This is a genomic window from Polyangiaceae bacterium, from assembly GCA_016715885.1.
GTDB lineage: Bacteria > Myxococcota_A > Polyangia > Polyangiales > Polyangiaceae > Polyangium.
Map to the genome: position 1 here is coordinate 26414 of JADJXL010000001.1, position 23346 is coordinate 49759.

The following is a 23346-nucleotide window of genomic DNA, read 5'->3' on the forward strand; positions in this document are numbered from 1 at the left end:
TCGGGAAAACGTGAGGGAAAAATTGGCATGTTTCGCGCACAACGCGCGGGCATGCTCGCGAGCGTGTGGAGGAATTCGGGGAGTTTGCCGAAGTTTGTCGTGAATGAGGTCGAAGGGTATTTGCGTTGTGGCATTCTGGAATACGGATTCATTCGGGCGATTTGTGAGTCATGTGGATTCGATAGGCTCGTGGCATTTTCGTGTAAGTATCGCGGGTTTTGCCCGTCGTGTTTGGGACGGCGGATGAGTGACACGGCGGTCTGGTTGACGGAGCGCGTGATTCCCGCTGTGCAAATACGGCAATGGGTGCTGACGCTTCCGTGGGAATTACGCGTTCGAGCGGGGTACGACCGGGAAATATGTGCATTGGTCCTGGACATGTTTATTCCAGGAATTGCAGCGTAGTTATCGCTGGCGAGCGAAACGCGAATTGGGTTTGTCGAGTGTGGAGCAAGCGTATACGGGCACGGTGACCGTGATTCAGCGATTCGACTCGGCATTGCGGCTGAATGTCCATTTTCACACGTTGGTGCTCGATGGTGTGTATGTGAAAGGCGACAACGGCGAAGGGTTGCGATTTTTCCGTTTGCCTCGTCCGACCGAAGACGAGGTGTACGAGGTTGCCGCGCGGACGGCGAAAAAGGTGAAGGCGATTTTGGAGAAAAGAGGACGAACTTCGGATAGTGAATCGAATGGCGAGGAGGGGAGCGAAATCGAACCGGCGCTTGGGGCATGTTATGACGTAGCAGCGCGAGCTCCAAAGAAGCAGGTCGTGGATGGTCCGCGCGTTGGCAAAGGTGCATGCGGTCATCGTGGATGGCTTCAATGTGTATGCGGGTGACGCAATCGATGGTCGGGATCGCAAGCGTGTGGAGCGAATATGCCGATACTTGGCGAGGCCGCCGATAGCGACGGAGCGATTGACTGAAACAGGTGATGGGGATGAATTGCGTTATGAATTGAAGAAGGCGTGGAAGGATGGCACGCGTTACGTGACGCTCGATCCGTACGGATTGATGGCGCGGATATGTGCCATGGTCCCACCGCCGCGATTTCATATGATCCGTTTCCATGGGGTATTGGCGCCGAATTCGGCATTACGCGAGCAAGTTGTTGCATCGGCGAAGCCGTATGTCTCGCAGCAGGAGAATACCGTGCCAAACTCGGTGCAGCTTCCGCTCTTTGGCAAGCTCTTCGACGAGCCCGAAGTCGACGTGAAGCATGCTCGCCGCAAGCCTTGGGCATGGTTGCTCAGGCACGTTTTCGCTATCGACGTCAACGTTTGCCCAAAGTGCGCAGGTCGAATGAAATGGCGCGAAGTTGCGCTGACCGCCGACGCCATTCGTGAAGGTTTGGTCCGGGCGGGTTTGTCTGCGCGAGGGCCACCGAGGCGCAGCAGAGCACCGCTCGGGCAGCTCTCGTTACCGTTTCCGAAGGCGCGTCACGCGTGATACCGCGGACGCATCTTGCGTGAGATTGCGCTCGTATTTGCCAGCGCCGATGCACGTGTGTCTGCGGGTCAAGAAAAATCAACGCGAACGAACACGGAAAAGCACCCCGCGAAGAAGCCCCGTGTCTGGATGCATGCGAGAACACAAATCCCCGCAGATGACGCAGGGCGCTGTCGACGCGTCAATGCCGGAATTTCGAGGCTAATTTTCCTAGGCACTGGATGCATGCGAGAACACAAATCCCCGCAGATGACGCAGGGCGCTGTCGACGCGTCAATGCCGGAATTTCGAGGCTAATTTTCCTAGGCACCGGTCACCTTGGGCATATTGTGGACGACCGCGTCGTCAAGCTCATTCGCGCTGAATGGCCATGGGTTGTGGGCGACCGAGCGGGGGATTTGGGACCGTGGTGAGGTTCGTGGTGAGCAGTAATGGTAACAATTCGTCGTGCATACATTTTTATGCTTGACGCCTGGGTAGTGGTAGGCGAAGTCTCGCTGCCGTCCGCACAGGGTGAGGTGAGCCAGTGAATGCCGACCGCGATTCGGAACTGAGGTACGACTTTCGTGACTACGATCTGAACGAGGCACGGAAGTACCCTTCCAAACGAATTGAGGCAGCGCACCAGGCAAAGGCGCTCGCTGACCTGCGTGCATGGTACGAGACTGCGCCGACACCCAATGCCGGCGGTTTGCTTGTGCTGCCAACGGGTGGAGGCAAAACATTCACCGCTGTGCGATTCCTGTGCCGTAATCCCTTGAGTGATGGCTACAAGGTATTGTGGTTGGCGCATACGCATCATTTGCTCGAGCAGGCCCTGGATAGCTTTGGCAAACCAAATCAACACGCCAATGAAATGGAGGTCGGCCTCATTCATGAGCCGAAAGAACGGTTGCGGGCTCGGGTCGTATCGGGGACACATGGGCACAGTAAAATTGCGGCCGTGGCACCTAATACTACTGCGGAACCTCCGAGACGTGCGACGAATGCTCTTGACGCGAGGAGCGGGACCTCGTCAATCGACGAGTGGGTGGTGGAACCGTATCGTTTTTTCGATGACACAATGGACAACGCGGCAGCCAGGCGAGCAGCGCATGTGCGGTGCAATGCGGACTGAGGCGAGGAATCAGCGATGTGGCGAGCTGGACGAGACAGCAAGCGCGTTGTTTTACGCTCGCCGTTCTGCCGAGGGAAAAACGCCGCATACGCTCGACGATGACGAAAGCGTAGCAGCAGAGGACGACAGAAATCGTGGTGGTGCCATCCGCCGGAACGAGCGTCCCTCGAAAATGGTCGAGGCCGAGCTCTTCCTTCAGTTCCTCATAAAGAATCTCCGTTCGCCACCGTTCCTTGATGATTCAGATGATCTCTTTCTTGCTCATCCGCCGCGGCAGTGTCGTCAGCACGAATTTCGTTGGCGTCGATTCGCCTTCCAACCATTCCATGACGAGCCAAAGCGGCTCCTTGTCTTCCAGTTCACCCCTCGCCCAGTACGGGTTTTACCCTGCGAATGCAAAAACGAGACGAAAGTTTCCCCTTTGTGCCTGTTCGCCACGTGATCCGCCGAAACGCATTCAAGCCGAGTGTTACGCCAAGATCGCGTGCAGAAAGATGCGTTCGTGTTCCTCGTCCGAATTCAGCAGCCAAACACGCGTCGTGCCCTGCAGTTGCAACGGCAAATCAAGGCCCAATTTGCGCAGCTCCGCACGAAAAAACCACGAATCACCATATCCGGAATCAGCGAGGAGAATTTCTCCAAGGAGATCGTCAGCTTTGGCTCGCCGGATCATGTCGAGCGCGAGCTCGGCTTCGTCTTGAAAACGCAGTCGTCAGGGATATGTGCCGCTTTCCGCAGGCGGCGTCGTCAGTCCATTTCTGCGGCAAATACAGCTCGAAGTCGATGGCAACCTGCTCTCTCCGATTCGACGCGCAAGGCTCACACCAATCTGGCAATTGGTGACTTTGCCCGCAGAGCCCGTGTATTGCCGCTGCACCCCGACCGAGTGTTTGCCCTGCTTGAGGAACCCGGTATCATCGACAATCGAAATCGTCACCGGATCCTGCTTGCGCATTTCGTCGACTGCGTAGCAGGCGGCTGCGCGCCGAACATCTCGATCGCTCCACGGCGCAGTTCCGACGAAGTGCAGCAGCCTGTCGTGACAACGCTGTACGTCTCGCGGTTCGCAGAACGCTTGCGCTGCGATGGGTTCCGCTTTTTCGTTCACCCGCCCCGATGATCCCGAACGCATAGGTCGCAAATGACGCGCGTTGCTCGGGGCGTTTGAGATGTTGACCGATGGTCACCTGAAAGAAGTCGATCCGCGCGACGGTTTGTCTCCGTGTCCTGGGCAAACTTCATGGGCGCGCACCATGGACACGGTTTTTACGCCGCGCAAGGTTCAAGAAAAACTTTTCCAAGATATGGAGGACAAAGTAAGAAACAAACGACACAGCCCTACCCAGACGCCGTGAGACGTCGGCTAGTCCGATTGAACGTTCCGCAGTAGTACTAATGACGACGTCGTGATTTGTACGCTTCAAAGTGCGGCTCGTGCATATCGCGAAAATCACGCAGCACTACGCGCATTCATTGATTCGGCCAAAGGGAAACTCATGGTGGTATTTGACGAGGCGCATCATGCGCCTGCGCCATCCTATACCGAGTTCATCGTTGCCCTTCGGCGTGACGCACCAAAGATGAAGCTGCTTGGGCTTACCGCAACGCCCATATACAATGACGAAAAGCGAGCAGGATGGTTACATAAACTCTTTCCGCAAGGCATTACTTCGCAGGTGAGTGCGTCGAAGCTGATTGCCGCGGGCATTCTGGCCAAACCTGTTTTCAAAACATGCAACACGCATTTCGCGCCAAAATTCGATGCGGTTCAGTTTCAACGTTGGAGCGCGACGTACAAGGACGTGCCCGAGGATATCATTGAGCAGCTCGCGAAGAATCAGCCGCGTAACGATACCATTTGGAAAATGTATGTCGACAATCGCAATGAATTCGGCAAAACCATCATCTTTGCCGATCGGTGGATTCAGTGTGAATACTTGCGAAAAAAGCTTCGCGATAATGGCGTGCGCGCAGATGTCGTGTATTCGCACGTGGACGCGGCGCTGCCCTCGGTCGAAGCGCGCAATCGGCGAACGCGGGACGAGAACGCGAAAGTTTTGAAGGCATTCCACCAGAATCAGTTGGACGTGCTGATCAATGTCAAGATGTTGACTGAAGGCACCGACGTTCCGAGTGTTCAGACCGTTTTTCTCACGCGGCAAACGACGAGCCCCATTCTCCTGCGACAAATGGTGGGGCGAGCGTTACGTGGAGAAAAGTTTGGTGGTACGGACACGGCGAACATTGTACTTTTTTCGGACGATTGGCGGGAAAGTATTCAATGGGCCGAATTCGACGAACTATGGGGGACTCGTACAGATGATGCGAAGGGCGAGCCGCGCAAGAGGCTGCCACTGCAATTGATATCGATTGAACTCATACGGCGGCTCGCACGACAAATGGAGTCTGGCGATTTGCCTCCCGCGTCGTTCCTCGAATTGCTGCCGCTTGGATGGTACGTTCCTGAATTCGATGTCGAAGTGTCGGATTCGGACTCGGACGACATCGAGCACGCGCACCCCATGGTGCTCGTGCATGCGGACGAAAAGGCGTCTTACGACGGGTTTCTCGATCAAATAAGTAAAACTGATCTTCAGCGATTTGCTGATCCCTCGATACGTTACGAAGAAGTCGAGCAGACAATCGAAAAATGGCGCAACCGGTTCTTTGCGGACGAACGCAAGCGTGCGGGGGACCTTGGGAAAAATCTTTTCCACTTGGTTCGCCATGTCGCGCAAACGGGTGGCGAACTCCCACCGTTCTTTCCGTTCGAGACCCGTGAAGATCACGACCTCACCCCGCTAGCAAACATTGCGGCGCAAGAAGACTGGGGCCCATCGCGCACGCGCAAACACCTCGAGCCTATGTATGCAGACGAGCGTCGATTTTGGCGGGCAATGTTTCCCAACATTGAGTTGTTCGTGAAACAGTTTCAATCGCTCGTTGAAGTCGAAATCGCGCGTTTGACCGGTACGGCGAGCGCGATTCCAATGGTTCCCGTGATCGCACCACCTCCCCCAATGATTGCGCCGGAACCCTCCGAAGAGATAAAAGGGCAAGTAATTCGTCGCGATGGCGAACGATGTCTGTGTTGCGACGAAACGAATCGGCGGAAGCTACAGGTCGACCACGTTATTTCTCGCTATCACGGTGGAAGCAATGAGCTTGCGAATTTGCAAACGCTCTGCTCCACATGCAATCGTGACAAAGATATCAGCGAGATGAATTTCCGCAATGCGGGGACACTTTTGCGAGCAGCACCCGCTCTACGCTTTCCGACGGGTTTCACTTCGTCGGATCTGGATGATATCGAGCACGATATTCGGCGCACCATCAATATGTTTTATCGGTGTGCTGCTGTGGACGCCGTTGAAATTGGTCGGCGCGGCGTCAAGCGTCGAGAATGGTGTATTCGATTGCGTTCGGGAAATCCCGCGAAATGGTTCGAGCCGCACTTGCCTGAATTATTCCATCGCATTCGCACTGCGCAAGCAGGTGATCGTAATGATCCCGTGCAGCGTATTACGCTCGAAGCCCCGGGCGAGGAACCTCCATACCAATTTGATGTTGAAGCCGATGACGCAGGTGAGACGACGGGGGACTCCTGTGCCGGTGGTGAAGACGCTACGCGTTGCGATCAGGATGCGCGGAAGGAAAAAACCGAAGGGGATCAGATTGCCGAGTTTCACGACCATTACGGGAAGGTTTACCACGACAAATTCCAGAAGTGGCGCCGTCAGCATCCCGATGGTTTTATTTGACAATCAAGTCGGCGGGCGAGCAAAGTTGCACAGGGGTATCCTGTCGACACCAGGGGGACCCGTCCTTCAAATACGCTGGGAACTATTCGAGCACAGGGAACCGAAAGATCTGCGCAGATTCGCAAAAAATACTGAAATCATGGGCGAAGCGTGAAGGATTCGAGGTTTCTCCTTGTGCCCATTGCCTTTGAACGATTCAAGCGGTCAAATCGTGACTTTTCATCGGAATGCTGCGAGCAAGCGTTCCCTGTGCGAATGTCGCGGCCTTGTCGGTCTTGACATGCACCGCATCGGGCACAAGGACTCTCGCTCCATACCTCGCCCCCGTTCCGGCACCATCTTCCAATCCTCCGGCCGCTGGTTCGCTCGGATCACACTGACAGACTCATCCGATCGTCCTGCTATCGCCCTTCCGACGTGCCAAACCAAATCCGAGGCCGACGCCCGCGCCGCTGCCCTCTCCGAAGTCGCCGACAAACTTCGCAAGGCGGGATGCCTTGATATCGCCCGCACGTACCTCGATGCCGCGGCAAGCGCCGCCGATGCGAGGGCCCTCGAGCAGGTCCTCCGCAATGTCGACCTCGTTTGTCAGGGTCGCGGACCGAATGCCAAAATGCCCACCATTCGCGAATTGGGTGAGGCTTGGACACAGGGCGACCTTGCCCGCGATTATCCAGATCATGTGCGCGTAAAGAAATCGGTCGGGCACGACATCAGCCGCCTCGAAAACTACGTCTACCCCATTGTCGGCGATATTGGCATTGATGCATTTACGCTCGATCACGCGCGCATCGTCATGCGCGGCATTACGGAGGGGCGTGCGGTGGCTACGCGTCGACAGGTTGCGCAATTGCTCCACCGTATTTGCAAGATGGCCGTTTTTCCCTTGCAACTCATCGCGACAAACCCATTGCCGTCCGGATTCCTCCCAAAAATCGGACCCGGTAAAGCCAAGGGTTGGGTGTACCCCGACGAAGACGCCAAGCTTGTCGCATCCGACGCCGTTCCGCTCGAGTACCGCGTCTTTTACGGCTTCCTCCATCGCGAAGGTCCGCGCGTCAACGAAGCCGCACGGCTGACATGGTCCGACTTCGACCTCGATCGCGGTAGCGTTGTCCTCGACGTCAACAAGACCAACGACCCGCGCGCCTGGGCCCTGTCACCTGGCGTCGCGCGTGCCCTCCGCGCATGGCGCATGCTCCTCGCCGACCACGGCATCTCGACCAAGGACGCCGACTTCGTCTTCGTCGACCTCGACGGCGAACGCGTCAACATCAACCACACCGCCGCGAGGTACCGCGAGCATCTCGTTGCTGCTGGCATCGATCGCTCCGTCCTCTTCGAGCGCACCGACACGCGCCAGCAGATCCGCGCACACGACACGCGAGCCACGTTCGTCACCGTCTCGCTCGCGAACGGCAAGTCGGAAGCGTGGGTACAAGACCGAACCGGCCACAAGTCAAGCCTGATGATTAACCGCTACCGTCGGGCCGCTCGAACGGCGAGCGAGCTTCACCTCGGCGACTTCACGCCACTTGACGCCGCCATCCCCGAGCTTGCTCGACAGCTCACGGCTGAGCCCGCTACTGCCAAAACCCCCCGGTTTACTGACGAACCATCGCTCGTGATCGCCCCGGATTTGGCGACGGAAACGGCGACGCCGACTCGAATCGTCAGTGGAATCGTCAGTAACTCGGGAGATGACACACCTGAGTCCGACGTAGAAAGTCTAATGATTTCAGCTAGTAGCCCCACCCGGACTCGAACCGGGACGACCTCTCGGTCAAGGGATTTTAAATTCGACAAGGGGGATTCTAGCCGTCGCGATCCGTGCGATTCCGCGGGTTCTGACGACGGTTCGCAACGTCTAGATGCCGCTGTCGCCTTTACGGAGCCAGTTTGTCGCCTTTTCAGACGACATCCCGGAGGGCTATTTCGACACGTCGAGGTTGCTCGGCGGAGGTGCCGAAGATGAGGGGACGATTACGGAGAAGCAGGTCGCGGAGCTTGCGAGCAATCCGCAGCTCGTTGGGTTGCTGCAAGCGATGGCGGTGATGTTCGCGAGGGGGAGGCAAGAAGGGTAAGACTGGGAGTGAGACGAAGAGGCGACGAGTCTTCTGAGGCATGGTGGTGCGGCTGCATGCTACTTATTCTCGTTTGATGTTCTTTTCGATCGCTTGGCTCAGTTCGGCAAGCGACGGATTCGGCTGCAGGTTGAGGCTATCGAACTGAAAACCCATCTCGGACTCGATTTCGAGCATCAGATCGACTACATGCATGGAATCGATTCCCATGTCGCGCATGCGGGTGTTGCCGTCGACGTTGGCGATGTCAATGGAGAAATGCTCCTGAAGCAAGTACTTGAGTCTTGCAATGATTTGTTCGGCGTTCATTCAGCTCCTCCAGGCAATTTGTGTTGCAATCCCTGCTGCATCATGATGAACATGTCCATCGTGCGTATTTCCTCTGCGCTCAAATGCTGTGCCGTTTCCACCCATTCATCGACGACGACTGACAGCTCGTGATAATCGAGTGGCGCGATGCGGTATCGGCTATGCTGCAACGCCAAGCGCGCAGCGCGGCGCTTGGCATGCGCAGCGATGAAGCGCTCGACCGCCTGGACACCATGGCCCGTTGGGCACATCTCGTCGATTACGCCCATTTCGAGTAGCTCCGGCGCGGAATAGATGCGCTTGTCCGTCATCATGCGCTCTGCTCGGTGCACGCCTACGCGTCGGGATAGCAGACTCATGCACCGCCGGCGTTGGGGAATAGCCCAAACATGATCTCGGGGAACGCAAATGTACTGTTCTCCTCGGCGATGAGGAATGCCGCGGACAGCGCCGCTTCGAAGCCGCCGCCCAGAGCGCGGCCCTGGACGAGCGCAATGGTGGTCGTCTGTTTGCTGGGCAAAATGGCCCATTCGTACACGATATTCACGCAGCGCTGCGAATACTCGCGCAAGGCGTTCCAGTCTTGATTGGCGATGCACGCGCGGAAGTGCTTGAGGTCGCCGCCGAGATTGAAATGCTCAGGATGATCCGAACGCATTACAGCGTAATGCACTGGGGCGCGCTGACCCATGCGGTTCCAATGGCCATCGCCGTCTTTCAATGACTGCACGATGTCGTGCAGCTCGGCTAATAGAGGCTGCGAAAAATTGTGGACCGGGGTCGCCGAGTCTTTATGCATCGTGAGCCACAAGGTATTGACATGCCCGATTTTCAGCTCTGCAGAAATATGGCGGTCGACAAGAACCGGTCGAGCGAGGAATCGGTGTATCAGGTGAGTTCATCGTGGTAATTCTGTTCTACGCCGAGGAATAGACAACAAGTCGGTATTAACCGTGCTTCGACACGATTAAGGCCGCATTTGTGCCTCCAAAGCCCGAGGAAAAGGACATCGCCCGCTCAATCGCACTCCCAAGCAGTGGTTTGTTGGCAACATGGTTGAGTGCGCATTGCGAATCAGGTTGATCGAGGTGGGCGGTGGCGGGGATGACGCAGTCTTTCATTGCCACAACCGTAATGAGCAGCTCGAGCGCGCCGGCCGCACCAAGTAAGTGACCATGCACCGACTTGGTCGAACTGACCAGGACTTGGCCGCCGCCTTCACCAAACACCGAGTGGATTGCAGTGGTTTCGACGATATCGCCACTCTTTGTGGCAGTCGCATGCGCATTCAGATAATCGATGTCACTTGGGTCGAGGCCGGCATCGTCAAGTGCTGCGCGCATCGCCGTGGCTTGGCCGACGGGGTGGGGCATGCCAATGTGGTGGCCGTCGGAAGCAACACCGTACCCGATGATGTAGCCGTAGATTTTTGCGCCGCGCGCGATGGCCTTGTCTTCCCGTTCCAGTACCAGGAATGCGGCGCCTTCGCCAAGGACCAACCCGCTGCGATTGAGTGAAAACGGTTTACAACTGCGCGATGCATCATCGATGTCAGGTGCGGAGAGCGCGCGCATCCCATCGAACATGCCCAGCGTGGCCGCAGTCAGCGGCGCTTCGGCACCTCAGCCACTGCAATATCGAGATAGCCGTCGCGGATGGCTCGCATGGCCTCGCCGATGGCGATACTGGACGCGCTACACGCGCTGCCGTGGGTGACGACCGGTCCCAGCACCTGGTGACGTATCGAAATTTGCGCTGCGCCTCCGTTGTGCATGATAGCCATCGCCGTGAACGGACGCGATGCATGCTTACTATCGACCAGCAGTTGCTGGTACCATGCTTGTTCGGTAACCTTGCCGCCGGCAACGTTGCCATAGTATATTCCGGCACGCTGACCGTAGTTGGCGAAGCTGTCGAGGCCCGCGTCATGGATGGCATCGCGTGCGGCTAGGATGGCAAGTTGCTGGCAGCGGTCGAGGTAAGGCAGCTCGAGCTTGGTAAAACGGTCGTCGAAGGTCTGCTTGATGATGCCGGCGGGGAACCTCTTCTGGAGCGGTGCTGCTTCGATCATGGCAACGCCGGATCGTGCGCTCGTGAGCGACGCGCTGACTTCAGCGACCGAGAGACCGATCGGTGACAACACGCCGAGTCCCGTAATGACGACATTATGCGAATTTGATCTTGTATGAGTACCTTGCAAGGGAATCCCCCAGACACATGAGATGTTATAGTTTGCGGTTTTGTCAAGACGCGAACGAGGACAAGTGGTCGGAGGTGGCAGTTCGCACGTGCCACCTCCCACCCAATGCCCCTCACCTCAAGCGCTTGCGCTGAGTGAGAGCGACGCATTTGCAGCAACCGATTTCCGGCGATGGTCCCATTACAGGCACCACGTGCAGGGTCCCCAATCGGAGCCGTCCGCCAAGCACCTCTGCTGGCCTTGGCACAACTGCAGGTTTTCCTCGGAGCAACTCATGAGACTGGGATCGCATTCGCCCATCGCGAGCGCCATGTTGTCTTGAGAACTCGTGGCGCACGGCTTGTTGCACGTCGTTGCATAGTAGTAGCAGGTCTGGATCTGCCAAGGACTGCACACGAGGCACGTTCCTCCACTGCAACCACCTGTGCAGCTCTCGCTTCCTCCATCGACGCACGTTCCGCTTCCGTTGCACGTGTCTTCGTAGTACAGCGTCGTGCCTGAGCACGTCTCCGGGCCGCACACGGTTCCTGGTGGCGCAAACGCATCGGTTGGGCAGTAAACGCTCGAACCCGTACATGTCTCGTTTACGTCGCATGCACTAGCGGCGCTGCGGCAGACCGTACCGGCGCTCTTCAACACGTCGCTTGGGCACGCCGAACTCGAGCCGGTGCATTTTTCTTCGAGATCGCATTTGCCCGCCGCACCACGACACACGGTCGACGAGGGCGCGAAGCCGTCCGTCGGGCAGCTCTTGCTGCTGCCATTGCATGATTCCGCGACATCGCAAATGGTCGTGGCGGGTCTGCAAGTCGTGCCTGAAGGCTTTACGCCGTCGGCTGGGCATGAAGCGCTGGATCCGGTGCACGCTTCGGCCACGTCGCAAACACCGTTTGCTGCTCGGCATTGCGTGCCCGCTGCGATGAATCCATCCGCTGGACAAGTCTTCGTCGAGCCATTGCAGGTTTCAGCTTTATCGCACACGTCTGCGACACCTCTGCATTCCGTGCCCGGAGGTTTGACGCCATCGGCAGGACATGCTGGACCCGCGCCAGTACACGTTTCGGCAGCATCGCAGTCGCCATTGGCTGGGCGGCAAACCGAACCTGAGGCGAATTTGTCGTAGGGGCAACTTTTCGTGTTCCCATTGCATTTTTCAGCAATGTCGCACGGGCCATCTGGTTCGCGGCATATCGTTCCCGCGCTGAAGACGGCATCCGCCGGGCATGATGGGCTGGTCCCGGTGCATTTTTCGGTAAGGTCGCAAGCGTCCGATGCCAAACGACACACGGTGGACGAGGGCGCGAAGCCGTCCCCAGGACAGCTCTTGCTGCTGCCATTGCATGATTCTGCTACATCGCAGGCTCCGGCCGAAGCGCGACATTGCGTCCCCGCGGTTTTTACGCCATCGGCGGGGCAAACGGTGCTGCTGCCGGTGCAGTATTCCGCGGCATCACAAACGTCCGATGCAGCACGGCACACCGTCGACGAGGGGGCGAAGCCATCAGCGGGGCACGTCTTTGCCGAGCCATTGCATTGTTCTGCAACATCACAGGTGCTCACAGAGGCTCGGCAAATCGTTCCTGGAGGTTTCACGCCGTCCGTCGGGCACGTAGCGCTCGATCCCGAACATGTTTCTGCGACGTCGCAGACATTGCTTGCAGCGCGACAAACCGTGCCTGGGGCGACAAACCCGTCCGTTGGACACGTTTTCGCGCTCCCATTGCAAGTTTCCGCGACATCGCAAGTGCCCGCGGAAGCTCGGCATTCCATGCCTGGAGGTTTGACGCCATCGGCAGGACATGCTGGACCGGCGCCAGTACAGGTTTCGGCAGCATCGCAATCGCCATTGGCTGCGCGGCATACCGTGCCAGGCGAGACAAACCCGTCCGTGGGGCAAGCCTTCGAGCTGCCATTACAGATTTCCGCTACGTCGCACGTGCCCGCAGTTTTTCGGCATGTGGTGCCCGGAGGTTTGACGCCATCAGCCGGACATGCAGCGCTGGAGCCTGAGCAGGTTTCTGGAGCATCGCAAAGGTCGCTTGCCGGTCGGCATATCGTTCCCGGATCGGCAAAGCCATCCGCAGGGCAGCTTTTTGCCGTGCCATTGCAGGTTTCCGCTACGTCGCAGACACCCGCGGACGCTCGGCAGGTCGTGCCCGGGGGTTTGACGCCATCGGCAGGACACGCTGGACCGGCGCCCGTGCACGCTTCCGCGGCATCACATATACCGTTTGCCGCTCGACACACCGTGCCTGACGAGACAAACCCGTCCGTTGGACATGTTTTCGCAGTGCCATTGCAGGTTTCCGCTACGTCGCAGACACCCGTGGACGCTCGGCAGGTCGTGCCCGGGGGTTTGACGCCATCGGCAGGACACGCTGGACCGGCGCCCGTGCACGCTTCCGCGGCATCACATATACCGTTTGCCGCTCGGCACACCGTGCCTGACGAGACAAACCCGTCCGTTGGACATGTTTTCGAAGTGCCATTACAAGTTTCTGCGACGTCGCAAACGCCCGCGGAAGCTCGGCATTCCGTGCCCGGAGGTTTGACGCCATCGGCAGGACATGCTGGACCGGCGCCGGTACACGTTTCGGCAGCATCGCAATCGCCTTTCGCGTCGCGACAAACCGTGCCGGCTGTCGCGTACTCATCGGCTGGGCAGGTCGTTGCGCTGCCATCGCAGACTTCGGCTACATCGCACGCACTCGCCGCAGGTCGGCAGGTTTGTCCCGCGGGGAGCACTTTGCACGTGCCCACGGAGCCGGAAACGTTGCACGCCATGCAATCGTTGGCAGCGCCTCCGCCGCAAGCAGAATCGCAACACACGCCGTCGACGCAATTCTTCGAAATGCAATCTGAAGAAGCCGTGCAGGCCTCCCCGTCTGGCAGTCCGCAAGCTTTTGCTCCATTGCATTGGCGCGGTTCGGCACACTCGTTATCGGGATCCGTATGGGCAGCAATGGGCCCGCATTCGCCATCTGGACCGCTGCTCTTTTTGCTCGCCATGCAAGTTTCGCAAACTTGGTTGCAAATGTTGCCGCAGCAAACGCCTTCGACGCAATAATTTGAGAAACACTGTCCGGATGATGTGCACGGTGCGCCATTGGTGAAACGACACGCGCCTTGGCCGTCGCAGACGCCGCCATTGCATTCTTCTTCGGTGTCGAGTCCCAACTGGACGGCCTCGCACGTACCATCCACACCGTAGCCTTTCTTCGCCGCGGTGCAGGCCCTGCAATCTCCAAGGCACCAATCGTCGCAACAAACGCCATCGGCGCAATAGCCGGATGCGCATTGAGCTGACCCTGTACACGCCGTTCCATTGGGCTGGGGCGTTTGCGGCGCGCTGCAGATATTCGAAGCTGTGCATTCTCCGACGTTGCATTCATTGTCCGGATCCGTTCCAGCGATGATGGGTTTGCATTTGCCATCCTCTTCTCCCGTTTTCGCCGCGGTACATGCATAACATCCGTCCATGCAGAAGTTGTTGCAGCAGACGCCATCGACGCAATAGGTTGACAAGCACTGCGACGTGAACGAGCACGGTTGATTGTTGTAGCGTTTGCACATGCCGTTTCCGTCACATGCTCCGCCCCAGCATTCATCATCGGGGTCAGTATCGTATTCGATTGGGCCACAGACCCCATCGACGCCGCCGCCTTTTTTCGCAGCAGTGCAGGCTTGACATTCGCGATCTACGCATTGGAAATCGCAACATACACCATCGGCGCAACTGCCCGATGCACATTGCGCGGACGAAATACACGGCGATCCATTTGGATACTTCGCTTGAGCAACGGTGCATGCGTCCGCGCCATTGCATTCGCCCGGATTGCATTCGTCGTCAGGATCCGTTGCCGCTTGGATCGAACCGCACAACCCATCCTGGGTGCCGTCCCCTTTTTTGGCGGCCGAGCATGCTTGACATTCGCCATCGCAAAAGTTGTTGCAGCAAACGCCATCGACGCAGTAGTTCGACAAGCATTGCGACCACAATGTGCATGCTGCGCCATTGTATCGTTTGCATACGTAATTCCCGTCGCAGGCGCCAGCGGCACATTCATTGTCGGGGTCGGTATCGTACGCGATCGGGCCACAAGTGCCGTCGACGCCGCCTCCTTTTCTCGCGGCGGTGCAGGCCATGCAAACGTCGTCGCATCGACGGTCGCAACAAACTCCGTCGGTACAAAATCCGGACGCGCAATCCGCATCGTTCGTACATGCAATTGCATTCGTGGGTTCGGGTTGGGCGATGGCCCAAGGTGAACTCCCCGCGGACCTTTCGTGGGCGTCGTCCACCATGTCACCGCTTTGCAACTCGCACGCTCCGGTGACGCAACCAGCGACCCCTCCAGCGCCACCATCTCCCGCTTGGCCTCCGAATCCGCCCGACACGTCAGAGCTACAGTTCGTGGTGAGAACGAGAGCGATGGCCCCCAAAAGAGTCCACAAGCTTCGGCAAAATTGTGCAGGTGTGCCCTTGAACCATTTGGGAGGAATGCGTTTGCGGTTTGATTTTGTATCCATGGTAAAACCCTTCAGCCGTTGACTCATGCGCATGCACGAGGGCAAATTGGTACCGAGTGGCACAACGATGCTTCGATGGCCGATCCGTCATTGCACGACCCCCCACAGCTCGCGCATCGCGCTACGTACGCAGTTTTGCGTATTGGCAATCGATCAGGGAGCCGGCAGAGCGCAGCCAAACCATTGTTTCGTAGTCAAGTTGGCGCGCGAGGAAGAACTCGCGCTTCCAATTCCTGAGACAATGCGATCATGAGCTCTGCGCGCGAATGCACGCCAATGCGGCGGTAAACGTTTTCGGCATGCTTGCGCATCGTGCCCTCGCTGATGCCGAGACAAGATGCAACCTCCTTGTAGGAGAGGCCCGTCGTCGACAGGAGGCGGGCGATTTCTGTTTGCCTTCGAGTGAGATTCGGACCGACCTGTCCAGATTGGCTCGGTCGGGGTGCACCCAAACGAGACGATTGCAGTAAATCGACTATGGAAATGTGACGTTGCACGGAAACACCTCCTACGTGCTACGGCTGAGGTTATGCAGCACAATGGTCTTCGCAATTCCCCTAAACAGGGGTATGCTCGACGCATGCCTAATGGGGCAAAGATGATGACAATACTCTTGCTGCGCTATTCACGTATAGCTATTTTCGCCCTCGAGCACTAACGTGACCGATTCAAGGACGTGGCCCGGAAGCTTCTCGATGGGTTTTACCACTGACAGCGCATCGTGGTGGCACTCTTGCCATTCCGTCGCGATGACACGCCCGTCATGCACACCCAAATGGACTTCCAAGCGACATCATGACCAGTGATGTCGACTACCAAACCGCACACTCAATGCCGCACCTCGCGCACTCGTTTTTTGCATCGTTCCAACGGCACGCAAGGCCCACTTGTCCCAATAGCCACCCTCGATGGGTGATCTAACTGGTATATGGTTTGACGTCGTTATTTCTGACATGCGCCTGTCGATTTTTTTACAGGCCAGATCCAGCACGTATCAGAGATGCGGTTTTCCCAAATAGGTCTGGCATGGCGGCCGTTCGTCGTGTATGAGCACATTCATGTGCAAGGCAAGGGTCACGCGTGCGCTTCTCGAGCGCGCCATTGCCCGTGAGCCACAGGCAGTTCGTGAGTTCGTCGCCGTCCTCGAACCGATTTTCCGCGTGAGGATCGGTCGAGTCCTTCTGCGTGCCGGCGACGCGTCCCGTCGTGACATCGAGGATCTTTGTCAGGACACCTTCGTCTCCTTGCTGCGCGACGGTGGTCGCCTTGCGCGGTCATGGGATCCAACGCGGGGCTCATTCGAGAATTTTTCCGCCCTGATTGCAAAACAGCGAGCTATTGAGGAGCTGCGCAAGAGAAGGGAGGAGTTGCTGCACGATGATGGACAATGCGACGTGTCCGAACCCGCGCTCGACAGCAGCCGGATGCCTGAACGAATCGCAGCATCACGCGAAATGCTTCGGAAGGTCTTCGATATCTTGAGGGCCGAGCTTTCCGAACATGGGAGCAGGCTCTTCCAGCTACTTTTTGTCGAAGACCGCGAGGTTACGGAAGTTTGCGCGCTCATGAACATGCAAAAGGATGCTGTTTATGCTTGGCGCAGTCGGCTTGGACGTCGTATTGAGGAAATCGCCGCCACGATGGGAGGTGCAGAATGAGCGCTAAGCGTCGCATGGAGGTCGATGAGGCAATGCTCGAGGATCCTCGGTGGGAGGCACTCGCAGCCGGTGAGGCCACTCCAGAGGAGGTCGCAGGCTTGAGAGAGTTGGCGGAGCAGTCAGAGGTGGCCAAGGCAGCGTGGATGCTGTTTCAGCCGGCCAACGAAAAGCAAATCGATCGTCTGACCCAGGGCATTGTGCGAGAGCTCAAGGCATGCAGCCGGAAGGCCAGCGGTGTCTATGATTTCGGCGTTGCGACCATTCGCGTTTACCTCGTCGATGATCACCCGGTTTTACGCGAAAGCTTCGCTCGAGCGCTCGACGCGGAACCAGGGATGACAGTTGCCGGCCAAGCAGGCACGGCAACGGAAGCGTTGCGCGAAATTCCCGCAGTCAAACCAGATGTCGTGCTGGTCGATCTGAACATTGCGGATCGAGATGGCATGGAACTGCTCGTGGCGCTACGAACGCAAAATCCGGCGGCAAAACTGCTCGTGTTGAGCGGTTATGACGACGAGTATCGAGTGGCGGAGGCGCTTCGAGCTGGAGCGCAAGGCTACTTGGTCAAGACCGCGGAGGTGGCCGAGGTCATCGATGGCATTCGGCGCATTTCGCGCGGTGAAGCGCCGCTTAGCCGACGGGTTGCCGCCGGCGTCGTTCGTGGGATGCGCAAGCCGACGCTTGAAGGGGCGGGGGGGCTCGACGCGCTCACGCCGCGCGAGCGCCAAGTCTTGCGGCTGCTCGCAGCGGGAAGGTCGACGCGCGAGACGGCTACACGGCTCACGATCAGTCCGAAGACGGTCGAAGCGCATCGGGCGCGCATCTACCGGAAGCTTGGCTGCAAGAGCGCGGTCGAGCTGACGCGTATTGCAGTTCGAACTGGGCTGCTCGACAACGTAGACTAACTGCCCCTGAAGGTGCGCTTGCTTGCCGCGCGCATCGGCAAGCTTGCCTGATCTAGGTACGTGCAATCGGACCATCGTGTCGCGTAATGACATGCGAGCATGGCGCCGTACGAAGGGGAGTGACAAGCGCACCGTTCTGGGTGAGGATGCCGCTCCCGGGACAACCTGCCGGACGACTATTTTGACACGTCGAGGTTGCTTTCGTGCAGCTCGGAGGATGAGGGGACGCTTACCCATGAGCAGGTTGCGGCGCTGGTGAGCAATCCGCAGCTCATGGGATTGCTTCAGGGGCTGGCGGTGATGATGGCGGGGGTGAAGAGGCAGGAGTGATGGGGCTGCTGAATCGGCTTCCTCAACAGAGCTAAGCAGTTCTTGCAAGGTCCCCACCCTGAGCCGTCCGGTTTGCACGTCTGCCAGCCTGGGCACTGTATCAAGGATGCGTCATCGATCAGGCAGCTCGCAATGTAGGCATTGCAATCGGTCGAGCCATTGACGAGTTGGTCCGACTGATTGCCAGTCACGCATGGCGCTGGGCATTGCGAGCCATTCCAGGGGTAGATGCAGGTTTGGGTGTCACCTGGGGTGCAAACGGTGGGATTGCAGCCAGTCGAGGCGCATCCATTGGGGCAGTTTTGCGTGCCCCCGTCCACGCATGTTCCAGAGCCGTTGCAGGTATCTGCCTCGTAGTACGTTGTTCCGGAACAACTGGGATCATTACACACGGCGCCTGCCGGTGCGAATGCATCGACAGGGCAAAAATTGCTCGACGACGAACAAATTCGCCGCGTATCGCTCAAAATGCTGAAGAAGCCGCAAGTGTAGTGTGTTTGTCGTGCCGATTTGGTAAAGTTTGGCATGACCGATATCTCCAAGAAGCTTCGTATCCTGCCGGGCGCACGCGTATTGACCCTCGGCGCCCCCGATTCGTTCCCATCGCTGCTCGATCCGCTGCCGGACAAGGCAATTTTGTCGACGCGCGCGACCGGAACATTCGACGTCGTGATGCTTTTCGTCGCCGATTCCCAAAGCGCTCGAAAAGGTTTGCCGCGTGCCACTGCGGCGCTCGGCGACGAATCCGTCTTATGGATATGTTACCCAAGAAGACTTCGGGCATCAAGACCGACATGACGCGTGACGTCGGTTGGAATGTCGTCCAAGACGCTGGGTTTGGCCCGGTCTCTCAAGCGGCCATCGATGAAACGTGGTCGGCTCTTCGATTCAAGCAGGAATCCACCGTCGAACGAAAAACAAGGTTCGGCTATCGTGCCGGGAGCAGCGAAAAAGGCGGCGCCCCAAAAACGGGTCATTCCGCCGGCCGATTTGGTGGTGGCTCTCGGGACGAATGACGCTGCGACGGCCACGTGGAAGACGCTCGCGCCGTCGCACATCAAAGAGTATGTGCTTTGGATTGAGGACGCGAAGCGGCCGGAGACGCGCGCGCGGCGTGTCGAGCAAACCATTACGATGCTTGCGGCCGGCGTGCGTAATCGGAACGAAAAATACGCTGGTAAATAGTTTCTGAAGTCGCAACCCGGACGAACGCAATTCTTCTGGCGTTCTTCTTTCCGATCGCAAAGGATGTGCGCCATGTCGAGTTCGAACGACAAGGCGTTCTTCGGTCAGCCGCGCGGAGTGTGGCTTTTTGCGGGCCGCGGGTTTGCCGCATTGGTCTTCGGTGCATCGCGGGCGGTTCGGCGATCGAGAATGCATTGGACGCGTCTGGTCCGCTTGCTTGACTCGCGTCCTCACTGGTCAAGTGCGTACGGTTCGGAGGCATCACCGTGAAGTTTCGTCCTGCCATTGGAGAGAGCGACTTTCGCAAGGTGCGCGAAAGCGGGCTGGCTACGTCGACAAGAGCAGCTTCATCAGTGAAATACTCGACGACATGAGCTCGGGCTGCTCTTTCTCGCCCTAGGCGGTTCGGCAAGACCATCAACCTGTCGATGCTCGGCTGTTTCGCTCGAAAGACGGACGAGGACTTGTCGCATTTGTTCGAGGGCCTGGCAGTCACACGCGACCCCAAGGCCATGGCGCATTCCAAAAGTATCCGACGATATCCGTGACGTTCGGCGATGTCTATGCCGCAACGTTTGAAGGGGCGATCGTAGGATTCGTGATCAGATTATCGAAGATTTGAGCGCATCGTCATCTGCTCGATCAGGAACAAGCTCGATCCTTACCGTGCACGTCAATTCCAGCACGTGCTTAGCGGCGAAGTGAGTAACTCCGAATTGCTTTTTTTCGCTCGGTGGTTGTCGCATATTCTATATCAACAATACAAAACATACGTCCTTATTCTCATCGACGAATACGACACGCCTATTCAAGCGGGCTACACGCACGGTTACTTTGACGAGATCGTGCCCTTCATACGCAATCTCTTGTCGGCGGCGCTCAAGGATAACGTGGCGCTCTTCAAAGGCGTGCTCACGGGCATTCTGTATGTATTGAGGGATAATATGTTCTCCGGGCTCAACAACATACGCGTACATTCCATGATGAGCTCGCAATACGCCACGTCGTTCGGATTCACGGAAGACGAAGTGGCTGCCATCGTCGAACCTGCACATGTCGAAGAAGTACGCGCGTGGTACAATGGATACATCTTTGGCGGCCCGTCATCTACAACCCGTGGTCGATTCTAAGCTACATCGAGCAAGGTACGCTTCAGCCCTATTGGGTCAACACCGGTTCCAGCGACCTCATCGAACACCTCGCCGCCAAGCAAGGTTTGGGGTTGTCCGAAAAGTCGTACGCGCTCTTGAATGGCGAAACCATCGAAATCCGCATCGATGACAACATCGTCTTGCGCGACATCGACCAACGATCCGAAGCGCTCTGGAATTTTTTGCTCTTTCGGGCTACCTGAAGGTCGTCGAGTTCACCATGCACATGGGCACGACCACCGGCAAACTCGCCATTCCAAATATCGAAATACGCTCGGTCTATCGCACGATGTTCAGAAAAATTGGCTCACCAGAGTCGACCCGGATTGGTACATGACCAATGACGTCGTGCAAGCGCTGCTCGCCGGTGACGCAGCCCAGGTCCAAGAGCTGCTCGAACAAATACTTTTGACGGCCATGTCGTATCAGGATGGAGCAGGTCGGGCACCGGAAAAGTTGTATCACGGATTCATGCTGGGGATGCTCGTGCACATGGAGGCTCGATACGAAGTCCGGTCCAATCGAGAATCCGGGCGAGGTCGAGCGGATGTACATGCGGCCGAAAACAGCCGGACAACCGGGCGTCGTCATGGAATTCAAAGTGCCGCTCGGCCGGGAAACCCCCGAAGTGGCGCTCGAAAAGGCCACGAAACAATTGCGTGAGCGCAAATATGCGGCCGAATTGATCGCCGCAGGAGCGTCACCCGTGCATGAATATGCCATGGTATTCGATCGAAAACAGGTGTGGGTGAAAAGAATCGACCGCGCGGAGACGTCTTCTCCCGTTCGTCCTTCGTCCTGAGAGGTTTTATCACGACGGCCCCCCTTCGCATCGGCAACGCTTCGGGCTTTACGGCGACCGCTTCTCGGCATTCCGCGAAACTCTCGAGGGCGGCCCGCTCGATGTCCTCACGGGCGACTACCTCGCCGAGCTCACGATGCTCATCCTCGGCCGCGACCGAATGAAAGACGGGCGCCGCGGGTATGCGAAGACGTTTCTCCGCCAGATGGAGGAAAACCTCGGGCTCGCCCTCGACAACCGCGTCCGTATCGTCGTCAATGCCGGCGGCCTGAACCCGGCGGGGCTCGCCGGGGCGCTGCGCGAGCTCTCCGAGCGCCTCGGTTTGCCGGCGAAAATCGCGCATGTCGAGGGCGATGACCTCCTGCCGCGCGCCGCCGAGCTCGGCCTCGGTGCGCCCATTACGGCGAATGCGTACCTCGGCGGCTGGGGCATTGCGGCTTGCCTGCGCGCTGGCGCCGACGTCGTCGTGACGGGCAGGGTCACCGACGCATCGCTCGTCGTCGGACCGGCGGCGGCGTTTTTCGGCTGGGCGCGTGACGATTGGGATCGGCTCGCCGGGGCGACCGTTGCCGGGCACGTGCTCGAATGCGGCGCGCAAGCGACAGGCGGCAATTATTCGTTTTTCACGGAGATCGACCTCCGACGCCGCCCCGGTTTTCCGCTCGCCGAAGTGTATGCCGACGGCTCGGCCGTGATAACAAAACACCCCGGGACCGGAGGCGCCGTCGATATCGGCACCGTCACGGCTCAATTGCTTTACGAAATCAGCGGCGCGCGTTATGCCGGTCCCGACGTCACGACGCGCTTCGACACCATCCAGCTCGAGGACGACGGCCCCGACCGCATCCGCATCCGAGGCGTGCGCGGTGAAGCGCCCCCGCCCACGACGAAGGTATGCCTCAATCACCTGGGCGGCTTTCGCAACGAGGTTGTTTTCGTTCTCACGGGGCTCGACATCGAAGCCAAAGCGCGGCTCGTGCGGGAGCAGTTCGAATCGACGCTCGCCAGGCGGCCGCGCGAGCTTTGCTTTACCCTTGCCCGCACGGACAGAGCCGACGCGCCGACCGAGGAGGAAGCGAGCGCGCTCCTGCGCGTCACGGCGAAGGATCCGGATGCGAGCGTCGTCGGGCGCGCCTTCAGCGGCGCCGCCGTCGAGCTTGCGGTATCGAGTTATCCCGGATTCTCGCTCACCGCTCCGCCCGCTGACGCGCAACCTTATGGCGTGTACACGGCTGCCTACGTGGAAGCTGCGCGGATCGGGCACGTGGCCGTGCTCCACGACGGAACACGCGTCAATATCGATCCCGCCGCGCAGACCCGCGCCCTCGAAGCCGCCGAGCCTGCCTCGCTGCCTACGCCATGGCCCGACGGACCGACGCGGCGAGCTCCGCTTGGTTGCGTCGCGGGAGCGCAGCGGTGACAAAGGTGGCGTCGCGAATATTAGGGTCTGGCGCGCACGGACGAGGCGTGGCGCTGGCTCGCCCATACCCTCACTGTCGACCGTTTCCGCGCGCTCTTGCCGGAGACGGCCGATCATCCGGTCACGCGCCATGTATTCCCGAACCTGCGCGCGCTCGATTTCGTCGTCGATGGCCTGCTTGGCGAAGGCGTCGCCGCGTCCACACGCTTCGATCCGCAAGGCAAGGCGCTCGGGGAATGGCTACGCGCCCGATATGCTGACATCCCGGAAGCGCTTCTCCGAGGGGATTCCACGATGGGCGAAGTCGACTAAGATGCACCGGCCACGAATGCATTGCGGGCAGCGCGCGTGGCATTCGATAAGGCGGCGCGAGCGTATGCGTGCGTCATCCAAAGCAAATACCGTGCCCAGTAGGCGATCTTCTCGAAGAAATCGGCAACTGC

General features: G+C 58.4%; 25 protein-coding genes and 1 pseudogene. 16 read left to right on the top strand and 10 right to left on the bottom strand.

The window, feature by feature from the left end:
* The first annotated feature begins 27 nt into the window (after positions 1-27).
* The 4 genes from IPM54_00145 to IPM54_00160 all read left to right on the top strand — a co-directional run bounded on the left by IPM54_00145 (position 28) and on the right by IPM54_00160 (position 2568).
* Entirely contained in the window at positions 28-405 is a 378-nt protein-coding gene (locus tag IPM54_00145; protein MBK9258229.1) for a transposase zinc-binding domain-containing protein, read from the top strand.
* On the top strand, positions 362-841 hold the full coding sequence (locus IPM54_00150; GenBank protein ID MBK9258230.1) for a transposase: 480 nt from the start codon (positions 362-364) through the stop codon (positions 839-841). Before IPM54_00145 ends, IPM54_00150 begins: the two co-directional genes overlap by 44 nt.
* A complete protein-coding gene (locus IPM54_00155; GenBank protein MBK9258231.1) occupies positions 789-1451 on the top strand; it encodes a transposase in 663 nt (220 codons plus the stop codon). The genes IPM54_00150 and IPM54_00155 overlap by 53 nt, the downstream gene beginning before the upstream one ends.
* A gap of 526 nt (positions 1452-1977) precedes the next feature.
* On the top strand, positions 1978-2568 hold the full coding sequence (locus IPM54_00160) for a DEAD/DEAH box helicase family protein (GenBank protein MBK9258232.1): 591 nt from the start codon (positions 1978-1980) through the stop codon (positions 2566-2568).
* A 469-nt stretch (positions 2569-3037) separates the two neighbouring features.
* Here the strand turns inward: IPM54_00160 and IPM54_00165 are convergent, their stop codons facing one another.
* Both IPM54_00165 and IPM54_00170 read right to left on the bottom strand, forming a co-directional pair.
* Complete coding sequence (locus IPM54_00165) at positions 3038-3241, bottom strand: transposase (protein MBK9258233.1); 204 nt, start codon at positions 3239-3241, stop codon at positions 3038-3040.
* Positions 3242-3280: 39 nt separating this feature from the next.
* A complete protein-coding gene (locus tag IPM54_00170; protein ID MBK9258234.1) occupies positions 3281-3676 on the bottom strand; it encodes a transposase in 396 nt (131 codons plus the stop codon).
* Positions 3677-3737: 61 nt separating this feature from the next.
* Here IPM54_00170 and IPM54_00175 point away from each other — a divergent pair, with 61 nt between their 5' ends.
* Together IPM54_00175 and IPM54_00180 are read left to right on the top strand one after the other, a co-directional pair.
* Positions 3738-3923: a hypothetical protein gene (locus IPM54_00175; protein ID MBK9258235.1), complete on the top strand. Its 186-nt coding sequence runs from the start codon at positions 3738-3740 to the stop codon at positions 3921-3923.
* 51 nt (positions 3924-3974) lie between these two features.
* Positions 3975-6329 carry an HNH endonuclease gene (locus IPM54_00180; GenBank protein ID MBK9258236.1) on the top strand — a complete coding sequence of 785 codons (2355 nt, stop codon included), beginning with the start codon at positions 3975-3977 and terminating at the stop codon, positions 6327-6329.
* Positions 6330-6714: 385 nt separating this feature from the next.
* On the opposite strand, the gene IPM54_00185 is transcribed toward IPM54_00180, so the two are convergent.
* On the bottom strand, positions 6715-7113 hold the full coding sequence (locus IPM54_00185) for a hypothetical protein (GenBank protein MBK9258237.1): 399 nt from the start codon (positions 7111-7113) through the stop codon (positions 6715-6717).
* 177 nt (positions 7114-7290) lie between these two features.
* Here IPM54_00185 and IPM54_00190 point away from each other — a divergent pair, with 177 nt between their 5' ends.
* Positions 7291-8304 (top strand): tyrosine-type recombinase/integrase, encoded by a 1014-nt coding sequence (locus IPM54_00190; protein ID MBK9258238.1) that lies wholly within the window; start codon positions 7291-7293, stop codon positions 8302-8304.
* Positions 8305-8476: 172 nt separating this feature from the next.
* On the opposite strand, the gene IPM54_00195 is transcribed toward IPM54_00190, so the two are convergent.
* The 7 genes from IPM54_00195 to IPM54_00225 all read right to left on the bottom strand — a co-directional run bounded on the left by IPM54_00195 (position 8477) and on the right by IPM54_00225 (position 15949).
* Positions 8477-8722 carry an acyl carrier protein gene (locus tag IPM54_00195; protein ID MBK9258239.1) on the bottom strand — a complete coding sequence of 82 codons (246 nt, stop codon included), beginning with the start codon at positions 8720-8722 and terminating at the stop codon, positions 8477-8479.
* Positions 8719-9081, bottom strand: a complete 363-nt coding sequence (locus tag IPM54_00200; GenBank protein MBK9258240.1) for a hypothetical protein — start codon at positions 9079-9081, stop codon at positions 8719-8721. The genes IPM54_00195 and IPM54_00200 overlap by 4 nt, the downstream gene beginning before the upstream one ends.
* Entirely contained in the window at positions 9078-9521 is a 444-nt protein-coding gene (locus IPM54_00205; protein ID MBK9258241.1) for an enoyl-CoA hydratase/isomerase family protein, read from the bottom strand. The genes IPM54_00200 and IPM54_00205 overlap by 4 nt, the downstream gene beginning before the upstream one ends.
* Before the next feature lie 148 nt (positions 9522-9669).
* Positions 9670-10308, bottom strand: coding sequence for a hypothetical protein (locus IPM54_00210; protein ID MBK9258242.1), 639 nt, complete (start codon positions 10306-10308; stop codon positions 9670-9672).
* 17 nt (positions 10309-10325) lie between these two features.
* The gene (locus IPM54_00215; GenBank protein ID MBK9258243.1) at positions 10326-10865 is read right to left on the bottom strand and encodes a hypothetical protein; all 540 of its coding nucleotides are present in this window, start codon (positions 10863-10865) and stop codon (positions 10326-10328) included.
* Positions 10866-11102: 237 nt separating this feature from the next.
* Positions 11103-15068 (bottom strand): hypothetical protein, encoded by a 3966-nt coding sequence (locus IPM54_00220; protein MBK9258244.1) that lies wholly within the window; start codon positions 15066-15068, stop codon positions 11103-11105.
* A 578-nt stretch (positions 15069-15646) separates the two neighbouring features.
* Positions 15647-15949 (bottom strand): response regulator transcription factor, encoded by a 303-nt coding sequence (locus tag IPM54_00225; GenBank protein MBK9258245.1) that lies wholly within the window; start codon positions 15947-15949, stop codon positions 15647-15649.
* A gap of 561 nt (positions 15950-16510) precedes the next feature.
* On the opposite strand from IPM54_00225, the gene IPM54_00230 reads away from it, so the two are divergent.
* The 9 genes and pseudogenes from IPM54_00230 (at position 16511) to IPM54_00270 (ending at position 23215) form a co-directional block, all read left to right on the top strand.
* Positions 16511-17110 (top strand): sigma-70 family RNA polymerase sigma factor, encoded by a 600-nt coding sequence (locus IPM54_00230; GenBank protein ID MBK9258246.1) that lies wholly within the window; start codon positions 16511-16513, stop codon positions 17108-17110.
* A gap of 143 nt (positions 17111-17253) precedes the next feature.
* Positions 17254-18015, top strand: coding sequence for a response regulator transcription factor (locus IPM54_00235; GenBank protein MBK9258247.1), 762 nt, complete (start codon positions 17254-17256; stop codon positions 18013-18015).
* A gap of 855 nt (positions 18016-18870) precedes the next feature.
* On the top strand, positions 18871-19143 hold the full coding sequence (locus tag IPM54_00240) for a hypothetical protein (GenBank protein MBK9258248.1): 273 nt from the start codon (positions 18871-18873) through the stop codon (positions 19141-19143).
* A 66-nt stretch (positions 19144-19209) separates the two neighbouring features.
* Positions 19210-19530, top strand: a complete 321-nt coding sequence (locus IPM54_00245; protein MBK9258249.1) for a YdeI/OmpD-associated family protein — start codon at positions 19210-19212, stop codon at positions 19528-19530.
* A gap of 428 nt (positions 19531-19958) precedes the next feature.
* On the top strand, positions 19959-20078 hold the full coding sequence (locus tag IPM54_00250; GenBank protein MBK9258250.1) for a hypothetical protein: 120 nt from the start codon (positions 19959-19961) through the stop codon (positions 20076-20078).
* Positions 20079-20231: 153 nt separating this feature from the next.
* Positions 20232-20660, top strand: coding sequence for an AAA family ATPase (locus tag IPM54_00255; GenBank protein MBK9258251.1), 429 nt, complete (start codon positions 20232-20234; stop codon positions 20658-20660).
* On the top strand, positions 20603-20884 hold the full coding sequence (locus tag IPM54_00260) for a hypothetical protein (GenBank protein MBK9258252.1): 282 nt from the start codon (positions 20603-20605) through the stop codon (positions 20882-20884). The genes IPM54_00255 and IPM54_00260 overlap by 58 nt, the downstream gene beginning before the upstream one ends.
* 350 nt (positions 20885-21234) lie before the next feature.
* Positions 21235-21483, top strand: a complete 249-nt coding sequence (locus tag IPM54_00265; GenBank protein ID MBK9258253.1) for a PD-(D/E)XK nuclease domain-containing protein — start codon at positions 21235-21237, stop codon at positions 21481-21483.
* A gap of 8 nt (positions 21484-21491) precedes the next feature.
* Positions 21492-23215: pseudogene (locus tag IPM54_00270) on the top strand (DUF1446 domain-containing protein).
* Positions 23216-23346 lie beyond the last annotated feature (131 nt).

What these genes read in the sequence shown, in the direction of transcription:
- IPM54_00145 (MBK9258229.1), top strand. Translation starts at nt 28, where the DNA reads ATGTTTCGCGCACAACGCGCGGGCATGCTCGCGAGCGTGTGGAGGAAT.
- IPM54_00165 (MBK9258233.1), bottom strand. Translation starts at nt 3,241, where the DNA reads ATGATCCGGCGAGCCAAAGCTGACGATCTCCTTGGAGAAATTCTCCTC.
- IPM54_00175 (MBK9258235.1), top strand. Translation starts at nt 3,738, where the DNA reads ATGTTGACCGATGGTCACCTGAAAGAAGTCGATCCGCGCGACGGTTTG.
- IPM54_00195 (MBK9258239.1), bottom strand. Translation starts at nt 8,722, where the DNA reads ATGAACGCCGAACAAATCATTGCAAGACTCAAGTACTTGCTTCAGGAG.
- IPM54_00200 (MBK9258240.1), bottom strand. Translation starts at nt 9,081, where the DNA reads ATGAGTCTGCTATCCCGACGCGTAGGCGTGCACCGAGCAGAGCGCATG.
- IPM54_00205 (MBK9258241.1), bottom strand. Translation starts at nt 9,521, where the DNA reads ATGCATAAAGACTCGGCGACCCCGGTCCACAATTTTTCGCAGCCTCTA.
- IPM54_00210 (MBK9258242.1), bottom strand. Translation starts at nt 10,308, where the DNA reads ATGTTCGATGGGATGCGCGCGCTCTCCGCACCTGACATCGATGATGCA.
- IPM54_00220 (MBK9258244.1), bottom strand. Translation starts at nt 15,068, where the DNA reads ATGGCCTGCACCGCCGCGAGAAAAGGAGGCGGCGTCGACGGCACTTGT.
- IPM54_00230 (MBK9258246.1), top strand. Translation starts at nt 16,511, where the DNA reads ATGTGCAAGGCAAGGGTCACGCGTGCGCTTCTCGAGCGCGCCATTGCC.
- IPM54_00235 (MBK9258247.1), top strand. Translation starts at nt 17,254, where the DNA reads ATGCTGTTTCAGCCGGCCAACGAAAAGCAAATCGATCGTCTGACCCAG.
- IPM54_00240 (MBK9258248.1), top strand. Translation starts at nt 18,871, where the DNA reads ATGACCGATATCTCCAAGAAGCTTCGTATCCTGCCGGGCGCACGCGTA.
- IPM54_00245 (MBK9258249.1), top strand. Translation starts at nt 19,210, where the DNA reads ATGAAACGTGGTCGGCTCTTCGATTCAAGCAGGAATCCACCGTCGAAC.
- IPM54_00250 (MBK9258250.1), top strand. Translation starts at nt 19,959, where the DNA reads ATGCTCGGCTGTTTCGCTCGAAAGACGGACGAGGACTTGTCGCATTTG.
- IPM54_00265 (MBK9258253.1), top strand. Translation starts at nt 21,235, where the DNA reads ATGCGGCCGAAAACAGCCGGACAACCGGGCGTCGTCATGGAATTCAAA.